The sequence below is a fragment of the Achromobacter sp. ACM05 genome (genome assembly GCF_019218915.1).
In the GTDB taxonomy this organism is placed as follows: Bacteria; Pseudomonadota; Gammaproteobacteria; order Burkholderiales; family Burkholderiaceae_B; genus Achromobacter; species Achromobacter animicus.
The window spans coordinates 729,213-742,100 of the sequence record NZ_JAHUWQ010000003.1 but is presented as its reverse complement, the minus strand read 5'-3'; the positions used below and the strand labels follow the sequence as shown (position 1 = coordinate 742,100).

The 12,888-nt window shown below is 65.9% G+C and carries 5 protein-coding genes; all 5 read right to left on the bottom strand.

Features of this window, described 5'->3' with window-relative positions; genetic code table 11:
• Positions 1–5 precede the first annotated feature (5 nt).
• Genes KW836_RS21830 through KW836_RS21810 form a run of 5 tightly spaced genes read right to left on the bottom strand, consistent with a single transcriptional unit; the run spans position 6 to position 12,830 of the window.
• Entirely contained in the window at positions 6–1,670 is a 1,665-nt protein-coding gene (locus KW836_RS21830) for an intermembrane transport protein PqiB (protein ID WP_191575612.1), read from the bottom strand.
• A 46-nt stretch (positions 1,671–1,716) separates the two neighbouring features.
• Positions 1,717–3,033 carry a paraquat-inducible protein A gene (locus KW836_RS21825; RefSeq protein ID WP_191575613.1) on the bottom strand — a complete coding sequence of 439 codons (1,317 nt, stop codon included), beginning with the start codon at positions 3,031–3,033 and terminating at the stop codon, positions 1,717–1,719.
• Complete coding sequence (clpA, locus tag KW836_RS21820) at positions 3,033–5,345, bottom strand: ATP-dependent Clp protease ATP-binding subunit ClpA (RefSeq protein ID WP_175138389.1); 2,313 nt, start codon at positions 5,343–5,345, stop codon at positions 3,033–3,035. The genes KW836_RS21825 and clpA overlap by 1 nt, the downstream gene beginning before the upstream one ends.
• A gap of 55 nt (positions 5,346–5,400) precedes the next feature.
• The gene (pbpC, locus tag KW836_RS21815) at positions 5,401–7,611 is read right to left on the bottom strand and encodes a penicillin-binding protein 1C (RefSeq protein ID WP_175123471.1); all 2,211 of its coding nucleotides are present in this window, start codon (positions 7,609–7,611) and stop codon (positions 5,401–5,403) included.
• Positions 7,608–12,830: an MG2 domain-containing protein gene (locus tag KW836_RS21810; RefSeq protein WP_218344730.1), complete on the bottom strand. Its 5,223-nt coding sequence runs from the start codon at positions 12,828–12,830 to the stop codon at positions 7,608–7,610. The genes pbpC and KW836_RS21810 overlap by 4 nt, the downstream gene beginning before the upstream one ends.
• Positions 12,831–12,888 lie beyond the last annotated feature (58 nt).

Genomic DNA, 12,888 nt, shown 5'->3' with positions numbered 1-12,888 from the left:
AGCGTCTAATTCCTGACTGGGCCGGCGCCCGGGATGGGGTCTTCGCCTCTGCCGCGCAGCAGGGCTTCGGGATTCGATTGCAGGAAGTCGGCCAGCGCGCGCAGCGAACGCGCCGCGCGGCTCAGTTCCTGCATCGCCCGTTCGGTGTTGACCGGCAGCGAGGCGTCAGAGGCCAGCAGCGAATTGATGTTCGCCATCGAGTCCTTGGCTGCCTTGAGCGCCTTCTGGGCTTCGGGCGCCACCTGCTTGTCCAGACGATTCATCAGCTTGGACGTGCTGGCCAGCGTGGCGCGCAGGTCCTCGCCGATCTTGTCGAACGGAATCTTCTCGATCTTGGTGACGATGTTGGTGACCTGCTGCTGGAGCTGATCCAGGTTGCCCGGCACCGTCGGAATGATCGCCGGTTCCGACATCTCGAACTCAACCGGCTTGGCGTTCGGCACGTTGTCCAGCACCACGTAGAGCTGGCCGGTCAGCAGGTTGGCCGTGCGCAGTTGCGCGCGCAGGCCATGCTTGATCATCACGCCCAGCAAGCGGCCGCCTGCCACGTCGCCTTCCTTGATCGCTCGTTCGCGGACTTCTTCGTAGACGCGGCCCAGGCGTTCCGGATACAGGGTGGCGTCCACCAGCGAATAGAAGCGCTTGGTGGCGGGATCGAAGTCCAGCGTGATCTGCGTGACGTCGCCCAGCGTGATGCCGTTGAAGTCGATCGGTGCCCCCACGGTCAGCCCGCGGATCGACTGGTCAAAGCGCATGCGGATCGGGAAGGCCTCGCCGTCAGGGTTGGCCTTGGCTGCGGCCTCGGTGGCGTACAAGTCGAACTCGGTGTCGGCCTTGGCCGCCGCATCGCCATCGCGAGCGTTCTGCACGGTTGCGAACGCCACGCCGCCCACCGCCATGGAGACGAGCGACTGCGTGCGCACCTTCAGGCCATCGGCATTGACGCTGAAATCCACGCCGCTGGCGTTCCAGAAGCGGGTGCCGTTGGTGACGAATTTGTCGTTGGGCGCATCGACGAACACCTCGACGTTCACGGCGCTGCCGTTCTCGTCCAGGGCGTAACCGATCACGCGGCCCACGTTGATGCGGCGGTAATAGACGGGCGAGCCGATATCCAGAGAGCCCAGGTCCGAGGCCTTGAGCATGAAGCGCTTGCCCGCGCGGTCGTGGGTCACGGCGGGCGGGGTTTCCAGACCTTCAAAAGACAGCTTCGTGGCGCGGTTGCTGTTGTCCTTGCCCTCTTCCGCGTCCACGCCGATATAGGCGCCCGACAGCAGAGTGCCCAGGCCCGACACGCCGCTTACGTCCAGCCGCGGCCGCACCACCCAGAAGTTGGTGCCTTCGCGCGCCAGGTCGGAGACCTGCTTGGAGAGCTCGGCTTTCACGACCACCTTGCTGCGGTCGGCATTGAAGCCGATGGACTTGACCGTGCCGATGTTCACGTCCTTGTAGCGAAGCTGGGTCTTGCCCACTTCCAGGCCTTCGGCAGTGTTGAAAGAAATGGAAATGTCGGGTCCGGCCTGCATCCAGGTCCGCACGACCAGCGACAGGCCCATCAATGCGGCCACGACAGGGACCAGCCAGATCCAGGAGATCCGGCTCTTCTTCTTGCGCGAGATCGCGGGCGACGCGAATTTCTCTTCACCAGATCCGGGGGCTTGCTCGGACATCTACTTTTTCCTTTTCTGAGCGGAAAACAACGGCGGGAGGCCTTTCCTAGCCCACTTGCTTGCCGGAGACGGACGCCGGCGCATGCCGGCCCTCCACCGGCGCTGATTCGATTTCGGTCTGACCTTCAAGGTCCCAGCTACGACGCAGGTCGAAGCTCATGGCAGCCAGCATGGTCAGGATGACAACCACGCCGAATGCGGCGGCGCCGGCACCGGCGCTGATTTCCATCAAGCCCTGAAAGTCGGCCAGGGCCGCCAGCAATATAACGACAAATACATCCAGCATGGACCACTGGCCAATGAATTCAACCATCTGATACAACCGCGTACGCGCCCCCAGATTGGTTGTGCTACGCCATTGCTCAGTCAGCAGCAGCAAGATAAGTGCCAGCAGCTTGGTCAGCGGCACCGCCACACTGGCGATGAACACGATCAGCGCAATGTCCCACGAGCCCATCTGCCAGAGTTCCACCACGCCACCCAGAATGGTGTGCGCGCTGTCGCCCAGCAGCGAATTGACGTTCATGACCGGCAGCACATTAGCAGGGATGTAGAAGACGACGGCCGCAAGCAGCAGCGCCCAGGTGCGCGCCACATGGTCGGGCTTGCGGTAATGCACCACCGCGTCGCAGCGCACGCAGTGATGATGCGCCTCGGGGTCGGCGTCCTTCGGCAGCGCCTGCACCTGGCCGCAGACGTGGCACCCGGTCAACACGACGTCGGGCCCGGCTTCGGGCACATGCACGGGCACCACGCCGACGGATTCGGCATACCGCCACAGCACATGGGGCGACAGTTTGCCGAGCATCGTCAGCAGCACAGTCAGGATGCCAAACGCTGCCAGACCGATGCCGGGCGCCACCGCGGCCATCCCGGCCAGTTTCACGACCGCAACCAGCACGCCAAGCAGGAAAACCGGCACCATGCACCACGGCCGCAGCACACCCAAAAGACGCATGGCGGCGTGGAAATCCGCAGGCTCGCGGCCCCGCGACAGCGGACCCAGCACCCACAGCAGCACGATCAGTTGCAACAGAGGCAGCGCGAAGCCCGCCAGGCCGGTCATGATGGAGACGACCCAATGGCCCTGACGCCAGGTAATGGAGATGGAATCCAGCAGGGAAGCTTCTTGGACCATGCCCTGCACGGACATCGAAGCGACCGGGTAGGCGTTGGCCACCCCGAAGACGATCAGGGCAGTGATGGCGAGCGCCAGCCAATTGGACAAAGTAAGCCCGCTGTAGCGCCAGAGCACGGCGCCGCAGCGGGCACAATTGGCGGTCTCGCCAGGTTCAAGCTGATGTCGGCGATAGATGCTTGCGCAATGTTCGCATTCGATCAGCGGCTGGCGGTCCGCGGTCATCAGTCGACGAGTTCGACTTCCTGCTTATCCGGCGCGTCCGACGAAGGCGGCTTGCCGCTATCGTCAAAGTCCAGCGTAACCTTGCCCGACTCGTCCAGATCCACCGTGACCGAACCGCCGTCGACCAGCTTGCCGAACAGCAGCTCGTCGGCCAGCGCGCGCCGGATGGTGTCCTGAATAAGACGTTGCATGGGACGCGCGCCCATGAGCGGATCGAACCCCTCCTTGGCAAGGTGTTCACGCAGGCGCGTGGTGAATACGGCCTCCACGCGGCGCTCGTGCAACTGGTCTTCAAGCTGCATGAGGAACTTGTCCACCACGCGCATGATGACCTCGTGGTCCAGCGCGGCAAAGGGAATGATCGCGTCCAGGCGGTTGCGGAATTCGGGCGTGAACATGCGGCGGATTTCCGCCATTTCGTCGCCGACCATCCGCGAGTTCGCAAAACCGATCGACGGACGGTTCAAGGTCTCGGCGCCCGCGTTGGTCGTCATGATGAGGATGACGTTGCGGAAGTCTGCCTTGCGGCCGTTGTTGTCGGTCAGCGTGCCGTGGTCCATGACCTGCAGCAGGATGTTGAACACATCCGGGTGCGCCTTTTCGATTTCGTCGAGCAGCAGCACGCAATGCGGCTGCTTGGTGATTGCCTCGGTAAGCAGGCCGCCCTGGTCGAAACCCACGTATCCGGGCGGCGCGCCGATCAGGCGCGATACCGCGTGGCGCTCCATGTATTCGGACATGTCGAAGCGCAGCAGTTCGACACCCAGCGTGAACGCCAGCTGGCGTGCAACTTCGGTCTTGCCGACGCCCGTGGGGCCGGACAACAGGAAGGCGCCGATCGGCTTTTCCGGCTTGCCCAGGCCCGAGCGCGCCATCTTGATGGCGGCCGACAGCGCGTCGATGGCGCCGTCCTGGCCGAACACCACCGTCTTCAAGTCGCGGTCCAACGTGGCGAGCTTGCTGCGGTCGTCGTTGGAGACGGACTGCGGCGGAATGCGCGCGATCTTGGAAACGATGTTTTCGATATCGACCTTGCCGATCACCTTCTTCTGGCGCGAACGCGGCAACAGGCGTTGCGCGGCGCCGGCCTCGTCGATCACGTCGATGGCCTTATCGGGCAGGTGGCGATCATTGATGAAGCGCGCCGACAGCTCGGCGGCAGCCGACAGCGCCGCGGCCGAATAGCGCACGCTGTGGTGCTCTTCGAAGCGGCTTTTCAGGCCCCGCAGGATCTGCACGGTCTGTTCGATGCTGGGCTCGGGCACGTCGATCTTCTGGAACCGGCGCGACAGCGCGTGATCCTTTTCGAAGACGCCGCGGTATTCGGTGTAGGTGGTGGCGCCGATGCACTTGAGCTGCCCCGACGACAACGCCGGCTTGAGCAGGTTGGAGGCATCCAGCGTACCGCCCGACGCCGAACCGGCGCCGATCAGCGTGTGGATTTCGTCGATGAACAGGATCGCGTCGGGGTTGCCGCGGATCTGCTTGAGCACGCCTTTCAGACGCTGTTCGAAATCGCCGCGGTACTTGGTGCCGGCCAGCAGCGCGCCCATGTCCAGCGAATAGACCTGAGCGGCCTGCAGGACTTCGGGCACTTCGCCGCGCGTAATGCGCCAGGCCAGGCCTTCCGCGATGGCGGTCTTGCCAACGCCGGCCTCGCCCACCAGCAGCGGGTTGTTCTTGCGGCGGCGGCACAGCACCTGGATGACGCGCTCGACTTCGTGCTCGCGGCCGATCAGGGGATCGATGCGGCCGGCCAGCGCGGCGGCGTTCAGGTCGGTGGCGTACTGATCCAGCGGCGACTGACGCGAGTCGCCCTGCTCTTCACCATTGGGCTGTTGCTCTTTCTGCACGGCGGCGGACTCCACCTGCGGCTGTTTGGTAATGCCATGGGACAGGAAATTGACCACGTCCAGGCGTGTGACGCCCTGCTGTTGCAGGTAGTACACGGCGTGCGAGTCCTTTTCGCCAAAAATGGCCACCAGCACGTTCGCGCCCGTCACAGGCTTCTTGCCCGTGCCACCGGCGGAAACGTGCATGATCGCGCGCTGAATGACGCGCTGGAAACCCAACGTGGGTTGCGTGTCGACTTCGGCGCCGCTGGGGATCACCGGGGTGTTTTCCGATACGAACTGGCGCAGGTTGCGACGCAGGTCGTCCAGGTTGGCCGCGCAGGCGCGCAGGACCTCGACCGCCGAAGCGTTGTCGAGCAACGCCAACAGCAGGTGCTCGACGGTAATAAATTCGTGCCGGGCCGAACGGGCCTCGACGAAAGCCATATGCAGGCTGACTTCAAGCTCTTGAGAAATCACGCTTCCTCCGTAACGCATCGAAGCGGGCTAATACACGATTCATATTCTATGCCGATCATGGCGTAACGCCAGCGATTTCAAAAACCACGCTGTCGTGCCGGCCATGTGTATCCATGACGGTTAGCGTATACCGGCCGTCGTGCGCCAGCACCAAATTAAACGGATGACCCGCGGCGCCATGACTTGCGACACGACCATCGAGCATCCACCAGACTTCGCCTTCAGCGCCCTGGACGTCGACGTCCAGCGCAACTTGCCGCATGCCGGGCACGGGCCGCAGCACCGAGCCGTTGGCCACACCCCCGAGCCGAAGCGGTCCCTGGGTGGCATCGGCATAGCCGGCAAACGAGGGCGGCGCCGTTTCATTGAGCATCCAGGCCGCCCGCTGTTCGGGACACGCGCCCGAGGGCTCGCTGCCCAGCCTGTAACCCAAGGGCCAGCATGTCACCACCGCCTGCACCGTTTCGGGCCTGACGCGGACCTGCTGGGCGCCTTCCGGCAATGCCGCCACGATATCCTGCAGTAGCGGCGCCGCCACATTCGCCCCAAAAAATCCTGGATTCGGCGTACCGTCGGGCCTGCCGACCCATACGCCGATCGTCCATCTGTCGGTCACGCCGACCGCCCAGGCATCCCGGAATCCGAAACTGGTCCCGGTTTTCCAGGCCAGTTGCCGGCCGGGGTTGCCCGACTGGTAAAACGGCCGGTCCGGGTGTCCACCGCCTTCGAGGATGTCCCGGACGATCCAGGCCGCGCCAGGACTCATCATACGGGACTCGACAACCGGCTGCTCCGCCGTCAAGCGGGGCCGCCCCGAGATGCCGTCCCGGGCCAGCGCACGATACGCGCCGACCAGTTCTTCCAATGTGGTGCCACCCCCGCCCAAAATCAAGCTCAGATTTGGCTCGGCGCCCGCGGGCATTCGTAACTTCACGCCGCCCGTCAGCATAACCGAGGCAAAACTGGCCGGTCCGACCCGGTCCAGCAGGTCCACCGCAGGCACATTGAGCGACCGCTGCAACGCCTGCGCCACGCTGATCGGCCCGGCGAAGGCCGCCTGGAAATTCCCGGGTGCGTAGCCGCCGAACGACATGGGCGCGTCGATCAGCAGGCTTTCAGAATGGATCAGTCCCTCGTCCAGGGCCTGGGCATACAGAAACGGCTTGAGCGTCGACCCCGGCGATCGCACGCCGCGCACCATGTCCACATGCGAGTACCGGGAATCGTCGGAAAAATCTGCCGACCCGGCGTAAGCCTTGACCTCCAGGGAATCGTTGTCCATCACAAGCACGGCCATCGACACCTTGGGCGGAAGGTTATCGACCCGGTCCAGCAACATTTGTTCCACCGACGCCTGCATATCCGCATCCAGCGTGGAGGTGACCAGCGGTGGCCGGCCGCCCGCGCGGCGCGCGCCGCCCGCTTCCAGCAGCAGGCGCTGCGCCGCCAGGGGCGCCAGCCAGCGCGCCCGCAACGGCGGCGCGATGACGGTTTCTATCTTGGCGTCAGCCACCTCGGCCGGAGTCCAGCGGCCGAGTTCGGCCATGCGGTCCAGCACCTTGTCGCGGGCGGCCTGCGCGGCCTCGGGGTGACGGTCGGGACGCAGCCGTGACGGGGCCTGCGGCAAGGCGGTCAGCATCGCCGCTTCTGCCGGGCCCAGGTCGCGGGCCGGCTTGCCCAGCCACAGCCGTGAGCCCATCTCGACGCCCTCGACGATGCCGCCCATCGGCGCGTGGGTCAGGTACAGGGAAAGGATCTCGTCCTTGCTGTAGTGCATTTCCAGCTGCACGGCGCGCCACGCCTGCCGCAGCTTGGCCGACATCGTGCGCGACGGCTTGCCCGCCAGTTGCGGATCGATCAGCCGCGCCACCTGCATGGTCAGCGTGGAGCCGCCGGACACGATGCGGCGGTTGGTGGCCCACTGCCAGCCCGCACGCGCGAGCGCCACGGGGTTCACCCCGGGGTGCCAGTAGAACCAGCGGTCCTCGTAGGTGAGCAGCGTCTCCAGGTAGCGGGGCGAAACCTGATCGGGCTGGACCGGGTAGCGCCAGATGCCGTCGCGGCTGGGATAGTTGCGCAGCGGCGTGCCATCGGCGGCGACGACAACCGCCGCCCCGCCCGAATCGATGGGAGGCAGCGGATACAGACGGTCGAGCGCGAATAACAACGCGGCCAGCGCTGACAACGCGCTGGCCGCGAAGATGCCGCGCCGCCGCCAGCGGCGGGCGCGCGATGCGCCCGCCTGGCAAGCGGCGGCGGCGTTCAAGGACGCTTGGCGCCGCGATCGCGGATTTCGACCGTGCTCCATTGCTCACCCACGCCGCGGATTTCGGGGCGGTACATATCCTCGGCCACCGTCGACGGCACCGCGTAGCGGCCCGGCGTCACGACGCGCACCAGATAGAACACGTCCACCTTGCCACGGCCCAGCGACACTGCGGCGACGTAGCGGTCGTCGCGGAACTCGCGATGTTTGATGTTGGAATCCGACATGGCGTCGGCCACGCGGCGCCCGCCGATCTTCCAGTCCTGCATTTCCGGGCTCTGCGACAGGTTGAGGTTTTCGACCTCGAAGCCCGCCGGAACGCGGTCAACCAGCAGACCATCGGGGATGTTCTGGTTGGCGCTGGCCTGGACCCACACCACCAGCATGTCGCCGGTCTGCAGGGTGCCGCCGTCCCACGGGCGGCCGTCCGGACGGTACCAGCCACGCTTGAGCTGGATGATGTCGTTGCGCGGCGCGGGCGTCGCGGTCGGGCTGCCCTGGATGTCGTATTCGACGAACAGCGATTGGCTGCCCGTGTTCTGCAACTGCGTGCCCGCCAGATCCGCCGCCGACAGCGACACGGTCTGGTCGCTCTTGCCGCCCGTCAGCGGCTTGCGCTCGCCATTGACGGTCAGCACCGCTTCCCACGGCGTGTTCTTGTTGCCGCCCGCGGCGCGCGCGGCCAGCAGCAAAGCCATCTGCTCCTGCGTGGACAGGTACGAACGGTTGCCCAGGCGGCTGGAGAGCTGATTCAGCAGGTTCTCGCTGCGTTCGTGGCGCAGCTCGTATTGCGAGACCAGCGCGTAGGACAACGCGTAGTCGCGCACGCTGCTGCCGTAGTCGCCCATCCATTCGTCGTAGTAGGCGCTGCTGCGGTTGTTGATGTTGATGCCATAGGTGCGCGTCATGGCCAGGTCAAGCGCCTGCTTCATGCGCCCTTCGTCGCCCATCAGTTTGAACGCGGCGGCCAGTTGCACCAGCGGCAGCGGCGAGCGCGCGCGCTCCTGATAGTTGTCGAACAGCTGACGCACGGTCGACAACGGCGCCTTCTTGTCGCGCGCCAGCACCAGCGCGGCGGTGGCCAGGCCGGCAAAGCGGCGATGGTCTTCGCGCAGCACGTTGGCGTCGCTGCTGTCGATGCGGTTGGTCTCGACGTTGCGGCGCAGGTTGGCCGACCACGTACCGAATGCGCCGGCGCTCTGCTGCACCTGCTCCAGCAGCCACGTCCGCGAACGATCCAGCGACGCCTCGGGCACATCGAAGCCACGATCGCGTGCGTCCTGCATGAAGCCCACGGCGTAGGCCGTCAGCCACACGTCGCGCGAGGACGCGCCGCTCCAGAGGTTGTACGAACCGACCGAGTTGCGCATGCCCGACAGGCGGCTGATGGCGCCGGCGACCTTGGCGGCGCGTTCGGCCTCGGTGCGCGGCTTCAGGCCGAACTGCTTGGCGGCGTCTTCATCCAGCATCACCCACGGCATGGCCGCGCTGATGGTCTGCTCGGTGCATCCATACGGATAGTTGAGCAGGTCCTCGACCAGACGGTTGACGTTGAACGGCGGACGATTGGACACGGTCAGGCTGACGGTCGTCGAGTCCGGGTAATAGGAAGCGACCCACGACGCCTGCGCCGGTTGCGACTCGCCCGGATTCAGGCGCAGACGCCGCACCTGGCGCTCGGGCGCATGCGCGGGCTGCACCTGCAGCACGGACTCGCGCACGATGCGGATCGGCTTGGCGCCGCCCTGCCCGTCCACGGTCAGACGCATCAGGCCCAGGCCGTACGAACCGGTGGTGGTCGCCGTGAACCGCAGCGTCGTGCGCTGCTTGTCTTTCAACGTGACAGTGCGCACGCCGTCGACGATGGCCAGCGGATCCAGGGCCTCGAGCTTGACCGAGATCTTTTGTTCGGCGCCGCTCATGTTGGTAACGTCCAGCGCAATGGCGGCCTGGTCGCCCGGCGTGATGAAACGCGGGGTGTTCAGTTCCGCCACGATGGGCGCTGCCACGACCATTTCGGCGTCGGTGCTGCCGTAGTTGTCGGGCGTGAACGCGACGGCCATCAGGCGCAGCGTGCCATTGAAGTCCGGCAGGTCCAGCGGGATGTCCGCTTCGCCCTGCGCATTGAGCGCAACGGGACCCGAGAACAGATCCACCAGCTTGACCTTCTTGGGCAGGCTCTTGCTGTCGCCGCGCATCGCGGCGTCGCCGCCCCACTTCAGCTTGCCCTTCGTGCCGTCCATCTTCTCGATGAGCTTGCCGTACATGTCCAGCAGCTCGGGCGCGTAGCGGTGCTTGCCGAAGAAATAATCCAGCGGATCGGGCGTGGCGTACTGGTTGATGTTGAGAATGCCCACGTCGACCGCGGACAGCGTCACCATCGCCTGCTTGCCCTGCGCGCCATCGACCTTGACGCGCACGGTCGTCTTGGTCTCCGGCACGGCCTTGGGCGCGGCGGTGAGCTTGACGTCCAGCTTGCGGTCGGCGCTGGCGATCGGCAGGAACGCCAGGCCCAGCGCGCGGGCCGGCGTGACGCGGTCGCCTTCGCTGCCGGGGCGGAACACCGCCGCGGCCACGTACAGGTCGTGGCGCTTCCATTCCTTGTCGACCGGAATCTCGACCTCGGTGCCCGTGGCCTTCACGGCCACCCACTTGGACCACAGCATGCGGTCGCCTTCGACGGTGATGAGCGCCTGGCCATCATGCGGCGGCGTCAGCGTCAGCTTGACGGTGTCGCCCGGCTTGGCGGGCACGCCTTCCAGCTTCATCTGCACGCGGTCGGGACGGTTGCCCATGGCATCGGCGTCCTGCGCGTTCCAGCCGGCATAGAAGCGATAGCGCATCGTTTCGCCGGTTTCCGGATCCGTGATTTCCAGACGGTAGCGGCCCCACTTGACCGGCACGGTCAGCTGGGTGCGATCGTTCAGCGCAATTTCGCGTGAGTCGACCAGTTCTTCGGTTTCGGTATAGCCGCTGTTCCAGCCGCGCTGGTCGTCGAATCGCCAGTAGTACTGGCGCTCTTCGCGGAACAGACGCATCTGCGCCTGCGCGAGCGGTTCGATCTTGCCTTGCGCGTTGGCGCGAATGACTTCAAAACCGGCCGGCGCGTTCTCGCGGGCCACGTCGCTGTCGAACTGCGGACGGACGGCGATCAGCTTGTCGGCGGGCCAGACGGTGCGTTCGATGGAGCGGACCACCGGGCGGCCGCCGGATTCCAGCAGGCTGGCGGACACACGGACCTTCATCGGCGAATGCGTGCCGGCGGCGTTCGGGTTCACGTCGAGCTGCGCGCGGCCCTTGTCGTCCAGCGCGGATTCCGGCAGTTCACCGAAGCTGCGGCGCGTATCGTCGGCCACATCCCCAAAGATGAAGCCGGGCCATTGCTGGGCCAGCGCAAAACGATCACGTTTGACCTGGAAGGTGGCCAGCAGACGGTTGCCGGCAGCCGGCGCGCCATACAGGTAGTCGCCCTGCACATCGACGGTCAGCTCCTCGTCGGGGGACAAAACGTCCTGGCCCGAGGTCAGCGCCATCTTCATACGTTCGGGCAGGAACTCTTCGACCTGGAACTTCCACGAGGCATCCGGCGCGCGCGAGGACGGATCGACGCGCAGTTCCAGCAGCCACGTGCCGGTCTGGGCATCCAGCGGCAGATCAATCGCGCGTTCGACGTAACCGGGCAGATCCTTCTGCGGTTGCCACAGCGCGGTCTGCATCGTGCGGCCATCCGGACGCTTGATGGTGGCAGTCAGCGGCGACGGCGTCAGCACGCGGCCGTCGAGGTCGCGCGGCAGCACCGATACGTGGAAGGTTTCGCCGGGGCGATACAGGTTGCGGCCGGCGTAGACGAACAGATTGTTGGCGCGCGACGCATGGCCGCCCGTATCGAATTCGGACAGATCCAGGGCCGGTTCGCCCAGCGCCAGCACGGTCATTTCCTTGTCGCGCGAGGCGCGGATGACGCGGGCATTGGCAAAGCTGCCGTCAAAGCGGACATGGCCCTGCGCATCGGCGGCCGCCTTGGCCAGCGGCTTGCCGGCGCCGTCCACCAGTTCAAACACCGCGCCGGAAATGGCCTGGCCGGACTTCAGCGACACCGAATACGCTTCGATGCGGTCGCTGTAGCGGCGGGCGTGCAGCCCGATGTCGCTGACGTAGAAATAGGTGACCTGGTACTCATAGCGGAAACGGCCAGGTTGGCTCATGACCGCAACGTAGATGCCCGGCTCCTGCAGTTCCTTGATGCCCTCGACGGGCAGGAACGTGACGTGACGGCGGTTCGGCTTGTCGTCGGTGACGAAGCGGCCCTGATAGACGCTGGTCGTCAGCGAATTCAGCCGGTCCAGGTCCCAGTTGCTGACCGAGCCCTTCAGGCTGCGGTTACCGGCGTAGCGCCAGTCGTTCTCGTCATAGTTGCCGTCGTCCTCGTCTTCCGAGGCGGCCGGCGTGCGGCCCACGCCCAGCACGGTGTCGAAGAGTTCGGGCACGCGGTCGGGGGACACGCGCAGGAACTGCACGTCAACCTCGGGCACATTGACCGTGGCGACCGGCAGGCCGCCGTTCTGGCCGGCGGGCAGCACGACGCCGCGGCTGGCGAAGTAAAACGACGGCGGCATGGCCTGCGTGCTGACTTCGCAATGCGACGCCTCGGTCAGCGCGACCTTTTCGCCCGCGCCGGGCAGGCCCGAGCGGACCGTGATCGCGTAGGAGCGCTGCGGCTGCACATACGGGAAGTACACCACGCGCGGGTTGTCGCCGACGACCCAGTTGCCCTTGAGGATCTTGCCCTTGGGCGCGGAATCGCCAGGACGCACCGAGGCCGGCTGCTGGCCCGGCGCGGCGGCCGATTCGCTGTCCTCGTCGGCCTTGCCGGCCGTCGAACCCGTATCGGTCACCTGAAGGAAAGCGTCCAGATTGCTCTTGGCATCCACCGGCTGCGTGAAGGTCACGGCCAGCGACAAGGCATCGTTGTATTGGCGGGGTTGGCAATTCAAGGCCGCGAAGGGATCCGCGGCGCCCACGGTCGCGGTGGCAGGCAGTGCTGGCGCCGCGTTGTTCGCCGCCTGCGGAGCCGCGGCGGTCGCTGTCTGCGCCGCCGGAACCGCTGCCGGACTTGCCGGCTGCTGCCCCTTGCCCATCCACCAGCCCACGCCAATAGCGCCGGCCACCACCGCGATCCCGGCTACAGCCAGCCAGGTCTTGTTGAACTTTCCACTCACGGCGAAACCTCCCCGCCCACTAGAACGCAACGCTCCTTAGCGGCGGAGCTGCCGACCC

Bases quoted from the DNA above. Each gene is read 5' to 3' on its own strand.
- KW836_RS21830 (WP_191575612.1), bottom strand. From the start codon at position 1,670: ATGTCCGAGCAAGCCCCCGGATCTGGTGAAGAGAAATTCGCGTCGCCC.
- KW836_RS21825 (WP_191575613.1), bottom strand. From the start codon at position 3,033: ATGACCGCGGACCGCCAGCCGCTGATCGAATGCGAACATTGCGCAAGC.